Origin of the sequence: Methylobacterium sp. ap11, assembly GCF_900110515.1 — a bacterium.
GTDB classification, from domain to species: Bacteria; Pseudomonadota; Alphaproteobacteria; order Rhizobiales; family Beijerinckiaceae; genus Methylobacterium; species Methylobacterium ajmalii.
Genome location: NZ_FOEB01000024.1, coordinates 62,262 through 75,895, shown reverse-complemented (window position 1 = coordinate 75,895; position 13,634 = coordinate 62,262). Strand labels below are relative to the sequence as shown.

The window sequence follows — 13,634 nt, the reverse complement described above, 5'->3', positions numbered from 1 at the left end:
CCAGTCGCCCCGCCCGCCATGACCTCGCCGCATGACCTTCGCCGCATGACCTCCGCCTCGCCCTGGTGGGCCCCCCACGTCCATGCCGACCGCCGGCCGCGGCTGATGGCCCGCAACCGCATCGCCGCCGCGCTCCGGGCGTGGTTCTCCGCCCGCGACTTCGTCGAGGTCGACGCCGCCATCCTCCAGGTCTCGCCCGGCAACGAGGCGCATCTCTCGGCCTTCGCCACGCAGGCCATCGCCCCCGACGGCACGGCGCATCCGCTCTACCTGCACACCTCGCCGGAATTCGCCTGCAAGAAGCTGCTGGCGGCGGGCGAGCCCCGGCTGTTCAGCCTCGGCCCGGTCTACCGCAACCGCGAGCGCGGGGCGCTGCACCACCCGGAATTCACCATGCTCGAATGGTACCGGGCGGGAGAGACCTACGACAGCCTGATGCACGATTGCGCGGTGCTCCTGCGTCTCGCCGCCGAGACGGCGGGCGCGACGACCTTCTCCTGGCGCGGGGTCGAGGCCGACCCGTTCGCCGAGCCGGAGCGGCTGAGCGTGGCGGAGGCGTTCGACCGCCATGCCGGCATCGACCTCCTGGCGAGCGTGGCGCCGAACGGGGATACCGACCGGACTGGGCTCGCCGCGGCGCTCGGGAATGCCGGCATCCGCACCGCGCCCGACGACACCTGGGCCGACCTGTTCAGCCGGGTGATGGTCGAGCGGGTCGAGCCGGCGCTCGGCCGCGGCCGGGCGACGATCCTGTGCGAGTACCCGATCCCCGAGGCGGCGCTCGCCCGGCCGAGCCCGGCCGATCCGCGGGTGGCGGAGCGCTTCGAGCTCTATGCCTGCGGCGTCGAGCTCGCCAACGCCTTCGGCGAATTGACCGACGCCGACGAGCAGCGCCGGCGCTTCTGCGCCGAGATGGACGAGAAGGAGCGCGTCTACGGCGAGCGCTACCCCGTCGATGAGGACTTTCTGGGCGCCCTCGGCCAGATGCCGGAGGCGAGCGGCATCGCGCTCGGCTTCGACCGGCTGGTCATGCTGGCGACCGGCGCGCGCCGGATCGAGGACGTGATCTGGACGCCGGTCGCCGAGTATCCCGGCACGGGACCCGCCCGGTGAGCGGACCGATCCGCAGCGCCCGCGACCTCGCCGCGGCCGGCCTCGTCTCCGTGGAGCAACTGCCGGCGCTGGAGCGGGTGGCGGCGCGCTACGCCGTGTCGATCACCCCGGCGATCGCCGAGCTGATCGCCGGCGCCGAGGACGGGATCGGCCGCCAGTTCGTCCCCCGGGCCGAGGAACTCGTCACCACGCCCGAGGAGCGGGCCGACCCGATCGGCGACGAGGCCCATGCGCCCGTTCCCGGCATCGTCCACCGCTATCCCGACCGGGTGCTGCTGAAGCCCCTCCACGTCTGCCCGGTCTATTGCCGCTTCTGCTTCCGCCGCGAGGTGGTCGGCCCGGAGGGGCAGGGCAGCCTGACCGAGGCCGAGCTCGACGCCGCGCTCGCCTACATCGCCTCCCGCGACGAGGTCTGGGAGGTGGTGGTCACCGGCGGTGACCCGCTCGTGCTCTCGCCCCGGCGGCTCGGGCGCATCGCCGCGGCGCTGCGGGCGATCCCGCATGTCCGGGTGCTGCGGCTCCACACCCGCGTGCCGGTGGTCGATCCGGCGCGGGTCGACGCGGCGCTGATCGGGGCGCTCAAGCGCTTCGAGGGCGCGGTGTTCGTGGCGCTCCACGCCAACCACCCGGTGGAATTCTCGGACGCGGCGCGCGCGGCGATCGCGCGCCTCGTCGATGCCGGGATCCCGATGGTGAGCCAGTCGGTGCTGCTCGCCGGCGTCAACGACGACCCCGACACGCTGGCCGCCCTGATGCGGGCCTTCGTCGAGAACCGGATCAAGCCGTACTACCTGCATCACGGCGACCTCGCCCCCGGCACCGGCCACCTGCGCACAACCCTCGATCGCGGCCAGGAGCTGATGCGCTGCCTGCGCGGGCGGGTCTCCGGGCTGGCGCAGCCGACCTACGTCCTCGACATCCCGGGCGGATACGGCAAGGTGCCGGTCGGGCCGGGCTACCTGGCGGCCGCCGGTCGGGCCGGCGACGGTCTTGCGGGCTGGACCGTCACCGACCCGACGGGCGGACGCCACGCCTACCCGCCCAAGATTGTTCCAACCGAGATCGATCCATCCGAGATCGAACCGCGGAACACCGAGGAGGACACGCCATGCGCAGGCTCTGGGGACGGCTGAGTTCCGTCAACGTGCAGAAGGCGGTGTGGGGGCTCGAGGAGCTCGGCCTGCCCTACGAGCGGGTCGAGGCCGGCGGCGCCTTCGGCCGCGTCCGCGATCCCGACTACGTCGCGATGAACCCCAACGGCCTCGTGCCGGTGCTGGAGGAGGACGGCTTCGTCCTCTGGGAATCGAACGCGATCCTGCGCCACCTCGCCCGCGGGCACGAAGCCCACGGCCTCTGGCCCGGGGATCCCCGCGCGGCGGCTCTGACCGACCAGTGGCTGGACTGGCAGGCGACCCGCTTCACGCCCGCGACCCGGGACGCGTTTTGGCAGACCGTGCGCACCCCGGCCGACCGGCGCGACCAGGCGACGATCGACCGTTCGGTCGCGGCGTCCGAGGAGTGCGCGGCGATCCTCGACGCACACCTGATGGGCCGCGCCTACATGGTCGGCGAGCGCTTCACCGTGGCCGACATCGCGGTCGCCGCCGCCACCCATCGCTGGCTGCACCTCGACGTGCCGCGCATCGAGCGGCCGGCCCTGCGGGCCTGGTACGCGCGCGTCCGGGAGCGCCCGGCGGCCTCCGTCGCGCTGCCGCCCCTGAGCTGACGCCGGGCCCTCGAAGCCGAGCCTTGCCGGAGCGCGGCCATGCGCTGACGGCGTGGCCGCCTCCCGCCGGATCGGCTACGTCTCGACCCGTCCCTCTCCCCACGCCCCCGAAGGCCCGATGCCGCTCGACAAGACGCTCCTCGACGCCCTGCAGGCCGTCACCACCGCCACCCTGACCACGGTGCTCCTGAAGAAGGGCATCCGCCGCTGCTGGATGCGCGGGCCGATGCCGCGCTTCGCTGCCGGGCAGCGGATCGTCGGCCCGGCCTTCACCCTGCGCTTCGTGCCGGCCCGCGAGGACCTGGCGACCCCGGAATCCTGGTCGAGCCCGACCTCGACCCGCGCGGCGATCGAGGCGATGCCCGAGGGCTGCATCGCGGTGGTCGACGCCATGGGGGTGCAGGATGCCGGCATCTTCGGCGACATCCTGTGCGCCCGGATGAAGAAGCGCGGCGTCGCGGCGCTGATCACCGACGGCGTCGTGCGCGACGGCGAGGGGGTCGAGGGCACCGGCCTGCCGGTCTGGTGCTCCGGCGTCGCGGCCCCGGCCTCGGTGTCGGGCCTCACCTTCGTCGGCTGGGGCGAGCCCGTCGGCTGCGGCGGCGTCGCGGTCTATCCGGACGACATCGTGGTGGCGGACGGCGACGGCGCGGTGCTGATCCCGGCGGCCCTCGCCGAGGAGGTCGCGCTCGCCGCCGTCGAGCAGGAGCGCCTCGAACTCTGGATCATGCGCGAGGTCGACAAGGGCCTGCCGCTGCCGGGCCTGTACCCGCCGAACGCCGAGACCCGCGCCCGCTACGAGGCCGAGACCGGCAAGGCTTGATGACCGGCAAGGCCTGACCGATCGCCCTGCCGGGACCGCCCGGTGTTCTTCGTGCTCTCGAAGGTGCTGTGGTTCCTCGCGGCGCCTTCGAACCTGCTCCTGCTCCTGGTCGTCGCCGGGGCGGGGCTCTCCCTGCGCTGGCGCCGCCTCGGCGCCGGTCTCGCGGCCCTGTGCGGCCTCGCGCTCCTCGTCGGCGGCGTCTCGCCGCTGGCCTCCCTGGTCTTCGGCCCGCTCGAGAACCGCTTCCCGGACTTCCGCGACGACGGCGGCCCGGTCGCCGGAATCGTGGTGCTGGGCGGCGCGGTCGAGACCGGGCTGTCGGCCGCCCGCGGCCAGCTCGTCGTCAACGATGCCGGGGAGCGGATGATCGCGCTCGGCGACCTCGCCCGGCGCTATCCGCAGGCGGTCGTCGTCTTCGCCGGCGGCTCCGGCCGGCTCACCGGCGACGGGGCGGTGTCGGAATCCGCGATCACCCGGCGCCACGCCGCGTCCCTCGGCGTCCCGCCCGAGCGGATCACCTACGAGGACCGGTCCCGCAACACCCACGAGAACGCGACCTTCAGCGCCGAACTGGTCAAGCCGAAGCCCGGCGAGCGCTGGCTCCTCGTCACCTCGGCCTGGCACATGCCGCGGGCGGTCGGCTGCTTTCGCCGCGCCGGCTTCACGGTGACGGCCTACCCGGTCGATTATCGCACCGGCCCCGGCGCCCTGGCGATCCACGCCACCGCCGGCGACGGCCTGTTCGAGCTCGACATCGCGGTGCGCGAATGGCTCGGCCTCGCGGCCTACCGGGCCTCGGGCTACACCGAAGCGGTGTTCCCGGGACCGTGATCCCGGTTCACCGCGGCAGGGACAGCCGGTAGATCCCGCGAAAATCGTCCGGGTCGTCCACCACCTTGCCCTTGCGCAGGATGGCGATGCGGCCGGCCTTCATCAGCCGCACCGCCTGGCGGCGGACCGGCTGCATCAGCGGTCCCCAGCCGTCCGGGTGGGGGCCGCCCAGCGCCCGGGCGACCTCGGAGGGGCAGACGGTCTTGTCCGCGCCGCGCTCGGTGACGAGGCGCACCAGGGTGAGCTCGATCTCGTAATCGTCAGGGATCATCGTGGTCCTGCAGGGCCCGGCGGGCGTCGGAGGCGAACTGGCGCTGCCACATCACGGTGAGCACCATCGCGGTGGTGGCGAACAGCACATAGGCGCTGACGAACCATCCGAGATACGCGAGCGCGAAGAAGAACGCACGCTGCCCGCGGTTGAAATGGCCGCCCGCCACCACGTTCATCGCCGCGGCCCGCCGCGCCGCGCGCTCGATCCGGACCGGGTCGCCCTCGCGCGGCGGCACGGCGCCGATCAGGATGGCGCCGTAGTTGAACAGCCGGTAGGCCCAGGCGAACTTGAAGAAGGCGTAGACGAAGATCAGGGCGAGGCCCGCCACCTTGATCTCCCACACCGCCCGGGTCATCGGCGCGCCGAACGGCAGGGTCGAGAACAGGGTCAGGGCGTCGTCGGCCGAGCGCGACAGGGTGAGTGCGCTGCCGAGTGCGATCAGGGCCGTCGAGGCGAAGAAGGCGGTGCCGTTCTGGAGCGAGGCGTTGATGGTGGTGTCGACCACCCGGTTCTCGCGCACGATCTGCTGGTCGGCCCAGGCGTGGCGGTAGCGGTTCATCATGCCGTTGAGGCTGCGCTTGCCGCCCGACAGGTGCTCGACCGCGTAGGAATAGCCCCACCACGCCGAGAGGAAGCAGACCAGCGCGGCGAGGTCGAGGAACGAGAAGCTGCTCAAGCCCAGATCCGGGTGCATGCCGGGTCCCGTCAGGCCGTCGGCAGGATCTGCACGCCGCGCGCGCCGGCGGGCTCGGGTGCCTCGCTCACGGCGAGGTCCGCGACCCGCGCGCCCGGCGGTCCCTCGCGGCAGGCCTCGATCATCGCGCCGACCGCCTTGGCCGGCCCGGCGAGGCGGGCCTCGACGCTGCCGTCGAGCCGGTTGCGCACGGTGCCGACGAGGCCCTTGGCCTCGGCCACGCCCTTGGTCCAGGCCCGGTAGCCCACGCCCTGGACCCGGCCCCGGACGACGATCTCCACGCTGCGCTGTCCGCTCACGCTCGCCCACTCCCCGTACGGCGTCTCCCGGGGCGGGCTCTAGAGCAAATTGCGCCGCGAGGGGAGAGCGGGGACGCGAGGGACTGCCGCGCCGTCAGGCGCTCGCGGCGACGAGGGGGCGGGTGAGGACCGGGCGGAGTTCCGGCGCGCGGGGGCGCACGAGGTCGGCGAGCGGCACGAAGGCGTCCGGCGCGGCACCCCCGACCCGCGTGCCGAAGCCGAGGGCGAAGGACAGGGTGAGCTTGCGGTCGGGGGCGATGCCGAAGGCGCCGAGCGCGGCCGAGAACGCCTCGCGGAAGCTGCGCACCCCGCACCAGCTCTTCTCCGAGAGGTGCAGCGGCCATTCCCAATGGCCGTCCGGCCGCCGCGCCGCGAGGGCGTCGCGGTCGATGAAGTAGCCGGTGTCGCGGTGCTCGAGCCCGTCCGCGTGGAGGCGCCAGTCCCGGTTCTCGAACAGCGGGGCAGCCTCGGCCGCGACGTCCTCCAGGCGGGTGGTTTCCATGCGGGTCTCCCACGGTTCCCCCGCGACGCCGCGCCGCCTCCCGGGCCGGCTCGTCGCATGGAACATTTACGGAACACTGGTCTGATTTGCACAGGTCGTCAACAGGGACGGACGAACATTTCTCGAACGCCGCGGCTGTTGCCAAAGTCCGGTCCGGGTGCCACCTCGGGGCCATCGATCCTGCCACGACGACCGATCCTGCCATGACCACGAGGAGCGAGATGGAGCGCAGCCGCAAGGGGCAGGAGAGTGGCCCGCGCGATGCCGGCCCCGACGTCGAGGCCCTGCGCCGCCTCGAGGCGCTGCAGCCGGCCTACGAGCGCCTGCGCGCCGACCGGATCCGCGCCGAGAGCGACGTCGAGCGCCTGACCGCGGAACTCGCTGCCGCCCGCGCCCAGGCCCGCGAGGAGCTGGGCACCGACGACGAGGCCGAAATCCGCCGGGTGATCGAGGAGGCCCGGGCCGAGAATGCCCGGCGGGTCGAGGAGTTCGCCCAGGCCCTGCGGGCGGTGCAGGACCGCCTCTCCGCTCTCGATCCCGCCCGTTGACCCCCGCTCCGGCTCCCGCCGACCGCCTGGAGGCGCTGGCCCGCGCCGGCCGCCTGCTCGCCCGCCTGGAGGCGGCCCGCGACCGCGACCGCGAGACCCTGGCCGCCCGCACCCGCGAGGTCGCCGCCGCCAAGGGCCGCCTCGCCCAGCGCGACGCGGTCGATACCTACCTGCGCGAGCTGCAGCAGGAGGCCAACCGGCGCAGCGTCGCGACCTTCGAGACCCTGCTCACCGCCCTCGTCCAGGAGGTGCTGCCCGGCGAGAAGCCGGTGCGCCTGGATCTCACCACCGAGCGCGGCCTGCCGGCCCTCGACATCGGGGTCGAGCGCCCGGATGGCGGCCGCGAGGACGTTCTGGAGGACAACGGCGGTGCCATGACCAACGTGGTCGGCATGGCGTTGCGCCTGATCGCCGTGGTCAAGGCCGGGGTCGGGCGCTTCCTCGCCCTCGACGAGGCCGATTGCTGGATCGCCCCCGACCGGGTGCCGGCCTTCTACCGGGTGCTGGAGGAGAGCGCCGCCAAGCTCGGCGTGCAGTGCCTGGCGATCTCCCATCACGACGTGGCGGGGTTCGGGACCGACCTGACGGTCAGCCGGATCGCCGGACGGCCCGAGACCGGCGTCGCCATCGCCGGGCCGGCCGCGTCCTGCGCGGCGGCCTGGACGCCGGAGAGGCCGGGTTTTCGCTACCTGCGCCTCGTCGACGTCCAGGGTTTTTCCGACGCGACCCTGCCGCTTGGCCCCGGCGTCAATGCGCTCGTCGGCCCCAACAACCACGGCAAGTCGACGGTGATCCGGGCCCTGCGGGCGGTTTTCTACGGCGAGGTGCGCGACAGCTTGGTGCGGGCGGGCGCGAACGTCGCGCGGGTCGAGATCGGCGTCGCCGACGGGCGGGTGCTGCGCTATGCCCGCCAGCCGAAGCGCACCCCGGTCAACCTGTGGTCGCTGCACGAGGCCGACGGGTCGCTGGTGCGGGAGAACGGCACCACCCTGGAGACCGGCGGCCGCGACGTGCCGGCCTGGGTCGAGCGCCTGTTCGGCATCACCCGGGTCGAGGACCTCGACGTCCACGTGGCGCACCAGAAGTTTCCGGTCTTCCTGCTCGGCGAGAAGCCGGCCCGGCGCTCGGCCGTGCTGTCGATCGGCCGCGAGGCCGGGCTGGTGCGCGACATGCAGGCGCTGCAGCGCGAGCGGGTGACGGAGGACCAGCGCACCATCCGCGAGGGCGAGCGCGAGATTGCCCGCCTGCGCGAGGCATTGAGCGCCCTCGGCGATCTCGACGCCCTGGAAGGGGCCCTGGCCGGGCTGCGGGGGCAGGCCGATGCGCTCTCGGCCGAGGAGGCGCGCCTGCGCGACCGCGAGGCCCTGGCCGACCGTCTCGCCCGGTCCGGCCGCCTCGCCACCGGGGCCGCCGCCCGCGCCCGGGTGCTGGCCGACCTGCCGGCGCCCGAGACCGGTGCCGAGATCGGCCGCGCGCTCGCCGAGGCGCGCCACCGCGCCGCCCTCGGCCGCCGTGTGCTCGCGGCGGCGGCGGATCTCGCGGCGGCGCGCGAGCGGGTCGCGGCGCTCGCCGGGCTGCCGCCAGAGGCACCGGTGGCGCGCGACACCGCCCGGGCCGGCACCCACGCCGCACGGCTACGGCGCCTGCGCGCCGGCCTCGCCGATGCGCGGGACCGTGCCGCGGTGCTCGCCGGGCTGCCGGACGAGGCGCCCCGTCCGGTGCTCCGCCCCGACGCCGCCGCGACGGCGCAACGCCTCGCCGAGACCGGCCGGCGCCTCGCCGCGGCGCGGGGACGCGCGGCCGCGGCCCGGGACGGGCTCGCCGTCGCCGAGGCCGAGATGGAAGTGGTCCTCGCCGCCACCGGCGGGCGCTGCCCGGCCTGCGGCACCCCCGTGGCACCCGCCTCCCTTCTCGTCGGCCACCGCCACGCCGGCACGGGGGGCTCCGCATGATCCTCGGACGCGAGCGGCTCGACGCCGCGCCGGTCGCCTGCGCGGGTCTCCTCGTGATCGGCGATCCCCACGTCTCGTCGCGCCGGCCCGGGCGGCGCAAGGACCCGGACTGGCCGGCACCGGTCCTGAACAAGCTCGAGCATTGCGTGGCATTGGCGAATGCCCGCGACCTCGCGCCAGTACTCCTCGGCGACCTGTTCGAGCGCCCGGTGGAGCCCGACGAGAGCCTGAAGTCGCGGCTGATCCGCATCCTCAAGGGCTTCCGGCACCGGCCGCTCGCCAATGTCGGCAATCACGACATCCGCCATACCCGCCTGTCCGACGGCGACAGCCTGGCGATGCTGGCGGTGAGCGACGTCCTCGACGTCGTGCCGGAATCCGGCCCGGCGGCGCTCTACGCGGTGAAGGACCGCCGCCTCGGCTTCGGCGCGACGCCGTTCGGGCAGGCGATCCCCACGGATGTCCGCGGGCTGATCCCGCAGGCCGACGCCGTCCTCTGGCTGACCCACCACGACCTCGCCTTCGGGGCGGGCTATCCGGGCGCGGTGCCGCCCGAGGCGATCCATGGCTGCGCGCTCGCGATCAACGGCCACGTCCACAAGCGCCACGCCCCGATGCAGGTCGGGGAAACGCGCTGGTTCAACCCGGGCAACATCACCCGCGGCTCGGTCGACCTGATCGCCCACATCCCCGCGGTCTTCGTGCTCGCCGGCGATCTCTCGCTCATCGAGGAGCGCCTGCCGCACGTCGCCGACGTGTTCGACCTCACCGGCCGCCAGGTCGCCGCCGATGAGTCGCCCGAGACGATCGGCCGGATCGAGAGCGCCTTCGTGTCGCTGCTCCAGGCCGAGACCGCCACCGACCTCGCCCGCAGCGACGACGGCGCCCTGATCCGCGAGGAGATCGAGGCGAAGTTCGTGCGCGACGCGACGCCGGAGCCGGTCCAGGCGGCGATCCGCTCGCTGGTCGAGGCGGCGGTGGCCCGGCGCGGCGGCTGAGCGCATACGACGGTACGAGGCCACCGCGCGGCGGGTCGTCCTCGTCGCCAAGGCGGGCTCAGAACCCGAACGGATCGGGATAGGGCAACGGCCGCCGGCGCACCGCGGTCTCGGGTAGGATCGGCCGGCCGATATCGACCGCCACGAGACCCTCGACGGCGAGCGCCAGCACCGCCGCGACGCCGTCCTGGGCGTTGATCGCCATCCCGGCGCAGTCGACCAGCCGGCCGGTGCCGCATTCGTCGAGGTGGTGCAGGATGCGCACCCGGTCGCCGGCCGAGACGTAGGTGCGGCGACACGCCATGATCAGCCGCACCGTCGAGATCCGGGGCTCGGCCCGCAGCGAGGCTGCGCTCTCGATGACGAAGCGCCGCCCGTCCTCGGCCACCACCGGCTCGCCCGCCACGTAGGCGGTGCGGAAGGGATGGCGGCCAAGGTCGGCCTCCGCCACCACGTCGACGAGGAGGCCCGGCTCGTCGGTGCGGACCTGCTCGAAATCGGCGGCGTGCGCGACCACCCCGTCGCCCAGCGGCAGGCGGATCGGCGCCGGCGCCGCCTTCAGCCGCTCGACCCCCGGATCGAGGGCCGCGATGGCCAGGAAATCCGCGATCAGCGCTTGACGCGGCACCGCCGCGACGAGGGGGGCGCCACGTCGGGGCGAGGGGCTGCGCACGGCGCTGCGGCGCTGGCCCGGCCGCTCGAGCAGGGCCGAGGAATCGAGGAGGGCGGGCGTGCTCATGCGGGGCTCCGGGCAGATGGCGGCGCGCGCCACGCGATCCGTGACAGTCGAGGTGGCGTCTCTCCATAGGAACATTTAGCGAACATACCCCGGTTCGGCAACGTGACCCAATCCTCGTGCCCCGATAAGCGGGGCGCTATGGGATCGCCGATCCGGCGGCAGCTTGGCGTTGGGACGATCGAGTGACTGCGCTGCGACGAAAAATCCCTCGCCGCAGCGATCTGGTCTCGCGGCAAACCCGCGAAAACCCTCGCGAACCGGATGGCGGCATGCTAGAGAACAAATACGGAACGCGCGACCCGGCCCGCCGGGCGCCCGCCGTCAGCAGGTGAGATCGATCGAGATGAGCGCAACCACCGACAAGCAGATCGCCGACATCCTCGCCACCTACGGCGAGCCGCTGGCCGGCAACGTCTGGCGCGTGCAGGGCACCGCCGTGATCTACCACAAGGCCCTGGAGCGGATCGCCGTGCAGGCCCGCATCCGCTTCGATGCGCCGGTGATCGTGCGGGCGGAGCGGGACGAGGCGGTGATCCTGGTGACCGGCCACATGCCGGGCCCGAGCGGCGACCGCACCGAGTGGTCGATCGGCGAGGCGCTGATCGGCGTGAACTACCGCGTCTCGGGCCGCCAGGCGGCTTATGTCTTCGCCATGGCGGAGAAGCGGGCCAAGGACCGGGTGATCCTCAAGCTCGCCGGCCTGCACGGCCTGCTCTATTCCGAGGACGAGGCCGACGAGTTCAAGGCGAGCCGTCCCGACCTCGTGGCCGCCAACGCCCCGGCGCGCCGGACCGGGCCGGCGCCGGAGGAGGACCGCAACGCCGGGCCGGCGAACGATGCCGACCTGCCGCCGGCCGAGACGGGCGGCAGCGCGACCGACGCCGACCTGACGGCGCGCATCGACGAGGCGCAGTCGATCAACGCGGTCACCGACCTGATGCTGGCGCCCGAGACCCAGGCCGCCCTGGCGGCGATGGCGCCGGGCCTGCGCGACGAGGTGCGCGAGCACGCCAAGGCGCGGCTCGTCGCTCTCGGCTGGCCGGCCCGCAATACGGGAAAGTCCCGCAAGGCCGCGGTGGCGTGATCGGCTTTCAGCGCGCGGACGGTGAGCCCCGCCCTCAGCGGGTCGGCACCGGCTCCGCGCCGCGGTAATCGTAGAAGCCGCGCTTGGTCTTGCGGCCGAGCCAGCCGGCCTCGACGTACTTCACCAGGAGCGGGCAGGGGCGGTACTTCGAATCGGCCAGGCCCTCGTAGAGCACCTGCATGATCGACAGGCAGGTATCGAGGCCGATGAAGTCGGCGAGCTGGAGCGGGCCCATCGGGTGGTTGGCGCCGAGCCGCATCGCGGTGTCGATCGAATCGACCGAGCCGACGCCCTCGTAGAGGGTGTAGATCGCCTCGTTGATCATCGGCAGCAGGATGCGGTTGACGATGAAGGCCGGAAAATCCTCCGACACCGTCACGATCTTGCCGAGGCGGCGCACGAAGGCCTTGGCCGATTCGTAGGTCGGGTCCTCGGTGGCGATGCCGCGGATCAGCTCGACGAGCTGCATCACCGGCACCGGGTTCATGAAGTGGATGCCGATGAACCGCTCCGGCCGGTCGGTCGAGGCGGCAAGGCGCGTGATCGAGATCGACGAGGTGTTGGTCGCCACCATCGTCTCGGGGCGCAGGGACGGACACAGCGCGCTGAAGATGCTGCGCTTGATCACCTCGTCCTCGGTGGCCGCCTCGATCACCAGGTCGCAGGGACCGAAATCGTCGAACGAATCGACCGCGATGATGTGCTCGATCGCGTCGCGGCGCTGGCTCTCGGTGATCGCGCCCTTCGAGACCTGGCGCTGCAGGTTGCCGTTGACGGTGGCGAGGCCGTTCTTCAGGCGCTCGGGATCGCGGTCGTTCATCCGCACGTCGAGACCGGCCAGGGAGCAGACATGGGCGATGCCGCTGCCCATCTGGCCGGCCCCGATGATCCCGACCGTCTTGATCTCGATGCCCATCACACCCTGCCTTCCCGCCACGCGGTCCAGACCGTTCATATCATCGCGCCTTCGCAGATGCGAAGGGTTCCAGCGGAGCCCGGAAGGGTCTCGATGCCGCCCCCCGCGCGATCCGCGCGGGGGGCGGGCATTGTCAGCCTCGAGCGATCGGCCCTTGGCCCAATCAGTCCTTGGCCGATCAGCCCTTGGCCTTGGCGATTTCCTGCTGCAGGTCCGGCACGACCTGGAACAGGTCGCCGACGAGGCCGTAATCGGCGACCTGGAAGATCGGCGCCTCCTCGTCCTTGTTGATCGCGACGATGACCTTCGAGTCCTTCATGCCGGCGAGGTGCTGGATCGCCCCCGAGATGCCGACCGCGACGTAGAGGTCCGGCGCCACGACCTTGCCGGTCTGGCCGACCTGCCAGTCGTTGGGGGCGTAGCCCGCATCGACCGCCGCGCGGGAGGCGCCGACCGCGGCACCGAGCGAGTCGGCGAGCGGCTCGATCAGCTCCTTGAACTTGTCGGCCGAGCCGAGCGAGCGGCCGCCCGACACGATGATGCGCGCGCCGGCGAGCTCCGGACGGTCCGACTTGGCGATCTCCTCGCCCTTGAACGACGACTTCGCCGCGGGCGCCGCCGCGGCCGACACCGCCTCGACCGGGGCGGCGGAGCCGCCCTCGGGGGTCGCCTGGAAGGCGGCGGTGCGCACCGTGATCACCCGCTTGGCGTCGGTGGCCTGCACGGTCTGGATCGCGTTGCCGGCGTAGATCGGCCGCTCGAACGTGTCGGGACCCGCCACCTTGATGATGTCGGAGACCTGCGCGACGTCGAGGAGGGCGGCGACGCGCGGCAGCACGTTCTTGCCCTCGGTCGAGGCGGCGGCGATCACGGTGTCGTAGTTCGCGGCAAGCTCGGCGACGAGCGACGCGGTCGGCTCGGCGAGGAGGTGGTCGAGGGCGGCGTCGGCGGCCACCAGCACCTTCTCGATCCCGTCGAGCTTGGCGACGGCCTCGGCGGCTCCCTTCGCGTCGGCGCCGACCACGAGGGCGTGGACCGGGGCGCCGAGCTGCTTGGCCGCCGTCAGGGCCTTGGTGCTGGCGTCCTTCACGGCGCCGCCGGCATGCTCGACCAGCAGGAGAGTGGTCATGGCGTG

The 13,634-nt window shown here is 73.2% G+C and carries 16 protein-coding genes; 9 read left to right on the top strand and 7 right to left on the bottom strand.

The genetic code is table 11. The features are described 5' to 3' along the window. The first annotated feature begins 45 nt into the window (after positions 1-45). The 5 genes from epmA to BMX97_RS25830 all read left to right on the top strand — a co-directional run bounded on the left by epmA (position 46) and on the right by BMX97_RS25830 (position 4,493). Positions 46-1,113 carry an EF-P lysine aminoacylase EpmA gene (gene epmA, locus BMX97_RS25850; RefSeq protein WP_091754063.1) on the top strand — a complete coding sequence of 356 codons (1,068 nt, stop codon included), beginning with the start codon at positions 46-48 and terminating at the stop codon, positions 1,111-1,113. Further along, positions 1,110-2,246: a lysine-2,3-aminomutase-like protein gene (locus BMX97_RS25845; RefSeq protein WP_091754062.1), complete on the top strand. Its 1,137-nt coding sequence runs from the start codon at positions 1,110-1,112 to the stop codon at positions 2,244-2,246. The genes epmA and BMX97_RS25845 overlap by 4 nt, the downstream gene beginning before the upstream one ends. Then, positions 2,222-2,839, top strand: a complete 618-nt coding sequence (locus tag BMX97_RS25840) for a glutathione S-transferase family protein (protein WP_091754061.1) — start codon at positions 2,222-2,224, stop codon at positions 2,837-2,839. The genes BMX97_RS25845 and BMX97_RS25840 overlap by 25 nt, the downstream gene beginning before the upstream one ends. Positions 2,840-2,957: 118 nt before the next feature. Beyond that, positions 2,958-3,662, top strand: a complete 705-nt coding sequence (locus BMX97_RS25835; RefSeq protein WP_060849595.1) for a ribonuclease activity regulator RraA — start codon at positions 2,958-2,960, stop codon at positions 3,660-3,662. A 42-nt stretch (positions 3,663-3,704) separates the two neighbouring features. After that, the gene (locus tag BMX97_RS25830) at positions 3,705-4,493 is read left to right on the top strand and encodes a YdcF family protein (protein ID WP_091754060.1); all 789 of its coding nucleotides are present in this window, start codon (positions 3,705-3,707) and stop codon (positions 4,491-4,493) included. Between the two features lie 7 nt (positions 4,494-4,500). Here the strand turns inward: BMX97_RS25830 and BMX97_RS25825 are convergent, their stop codons facing one another. The 4 genes from BMX97_RS25825 to BMX97_RS25810 all read right to left on the bottom strand — a co-directional run bounded on the left by BMX97_RS25825 (position 4,501) and on the right by BMX97_RS25810 (position 6,262). Beyond that, positions 4,501-4,764: a DUF3253 domain-containing protein gene (locus tag BMX97_RS25825; protein WP_091754059.1), complete on the bottom strand. Its 264-nt coding sequence runs from the start codon at positions 4,762-4,764 to the stop codon at positions 4,501-4,503. Beyond that, entirely contained in the window at positions 4,754-5,461 is a 708-nt protein-coding gene (locus tag BMX97_RS25820; RefSeq protein WP_060848901.1) for a DUF599 domain-containing protein, read from the bottom strand. The genes BMX97_RS25825 and BMX97_RS25820 overlap by 11 nt, the downstream gene beginning before the upstream one ends. A gap of 11 nt (positions 5,462-5,472) precedes the next feature. Then, complete coding sequence (locus tag BMX97_RS25815) at positions 5,473-5,760, bottom strand: acylphosphatase (RefSeq protein WP_091754058.1); 288 nt, start codon at positions 5,758-5,760, stop codon at positions 5,473-5,475. Between the two features lie 94 nt (positions 5,761-5,854). After that, complete coding sequence (locus BMX97_RS25810; protein WP_091754057.1) at positions 5,855-6,262, bottom strand: hypothetical protein; 408 nt, start codon at positions 6,260-6,262, stop codon at positions 5,855-5,857. A gap of 203 nt (positions 6,263-6,465) precedes the next feature. Between BMX97_RS25810 and BMX97_RS25805 the strand changes: the two genes are divergently transcribed. From BMX97_RS25805 to BMX97_RS25795, 3 genes are read left to right on the top strand one after another with little or no spacing between them, the layout of a single operon-like run. Continuing rightward, positions 6,466-6,810: a hypothetical protein gene (locus BMX97_RS25805; RefSeq protein ID WP_244538649.1), complete on the top strand. Its 345-nt coding sequence runs from the start codon at positions 6,466-6,468 to the stop codon at positions 6,808-6,810. Further along, a complete protein-coding gene (locus tag BMX97_RS25800; protein WP_091754055.1) occupies positions 6,807-8,762 on the top strand; it encodes an AAA family ATPase in 1,956 nt (651 codons plus the stop codon). Before BMX97_RS25805 ends, BMX97_RS25800 begins: the two co-directional genes overlap by 4 nt. Further along, entirely contained in the window at positions 8,759-9,760 is a 1,002-nt protein-coding gene (locus BMX97_RS25795) for a hypothetical protein (protein WP_091754054.1), read from the top strand. The genes BMX97_RS25800 and BMX97_RS25795 overlap by 4 nt, the downstream gene beginning before the upstream one ends. Before the next feature lie 58 nt (positions 9,761-9,818). Here BMX97_RS25795 and BMX97_RS25790 read toward each other — a convergent pair whose 3' ends face one another. Next, positions 9,819-10,499: a hypothetical protein gene (locus BMX97_RS25790; RefSeq protein WP_091754053.1), complete on the bottom strand. Its 681-nt coding sequence runs from the start codon at positions 10,497-10,499 to the stop codon at positions 9,819-9,821. A 343-nt stretch (positions 10,500-10,842) separates the two neighbouring features. Here BMX97_RS25790 and BMX97_RS25785 point away from each other — a divergent pair, with 343 nt between their 5' ends. After that, entirely contained in the window at positions 10,843-11,583 is a 741-nt protein-coding gene (locus BMX97_RS25785; protein WP_091754052.1) for a trna delta -isopentenylpyrophosphate transferase, read from the top strand. A 34-nt stretch (positions 11,584-11,617) separates the two neighbouring features. On the opposite strand, the gene BMX97_RS25780 is transcribed toward BMX97_RS25785, so the two are convergent. Together BMX97_RS25780 and BMX97_RS25775 are read right to left on the bottom strand one after the other, a co-directional pair. Then, positions 11,618-12,499, bottom strand: a complete 882-nt coding sequence (locus BMX97_RS25780) for a 3-hydroxybutyryl-CoA dehydrogenase (protein WP_091754051.1) — start codon at positions 12,497-12,499, stop codon at positions 11,618-11,620. Between the two features lie 178 nt (positions 12,500-12,677). Then, positions 12,678-13,628: an electron transfer flavoprotein subunit alpha/FixB family protein gene (locus BMX97_RS25775; protein ID WP_091754050.1), complete on the bottom strand. Its 951-nt coding sequence runs from the start codon at positions 13,626-13,628 to the stop codon at positions 12,678-12,680. Between the last annotated feature and the right edge of the window lie 6 nt (positions 13,629-13,634).

Excerpts from the sequence above, each read along its gene's own strand:
- epmA (WP_091754063.1), top strand. The coding sequence starts at position 46 with ATGACCTCCGCCTCGCCCTGGTGGGCCCCCCACGTCCATGCCGACCGC.
- BMX97_RS25840 (WP_091754061.1), top strand. The coding sequence starts at position 2,222 with ATGCGCAGGCTCTGGGGACGGCTGAGTTCCGTCAACGTGCAGAAGGCG.
- BMX97_RS25835 (WP_060849595.1), top strand. The coding sequence starts at position 2,958 with ATGCCGCTCGACAAGACGCTCCTCGACGCCCTGCAGGCCGTCACCACC.
- BMX97_RS25825 (WP_091754059.1), bottom strand. The coding sequence starts at position 4,764 with ATGATCCCTGACGATTACGAGATCGAGCTCACCCTGGTGCGCCTCGTC.
- BMX97_RS25820 (WP_060848901.1), bottom strand. The coding sequence starts at position 5,461 with ATGCACCCGGATCTGGGCTTGAGCAGCTTCTCGTTCCTCGACCTCGCC.
- BMX97_RS25810 (WP_091754057.1), bottom strand. The coding sequence starts at position 6,262 with ATGGAAACCACCCGCCTGGAGGACGTCGCGGCCGAGGCTGCCCCGCTG.
- BMX97_RS25805 (WP_244538649.1), top strand. The coding sequence starts at position 6,466 with ATGACCACGAGGAGCGAGATGGAGCGCAGCCGCAAGGGGCAGGAGAGT.
- BMX97_RS25795 (WP_091754054.1), top strand. The coding sequence starts at position 8,759 with ATGATCCTCGGACGCGAGCGGCTCGACGCCGCGCCGGTCGCCTGCGCG.
- BMX97_RS25790 (WP_091754053.1), bottom strand. The coding sequence starts at position 10,499 with ATGAGCACGCCCGCCCTCCTCGATTCCTCGGCCCTGCTCGAGCGGCCG.
- BMX97_RS25785 (WP_091754052.1), top strand. The coding sequence starts at position 10,843 with ATGAGCGCAACCACCGACAAGCAGATCGCCGACATCCTCGCCACCTAC.
- BMX97_RS25780 (WP_091754051.1), bottom strand. The coding sequence starts at position 12,499 with ATGGGCATCGAGATCAAGACGGTCGGGATCATCGGGGCCGGCCAGATG.
- BMX97_RS25775 (WP_091754050.1), bottom strand. The coding sequence starts at position 13,628 with ATGACCACTCTCCTGCTGGTCGAGCATGCCGGCGGCGCCGTGAAGGAC.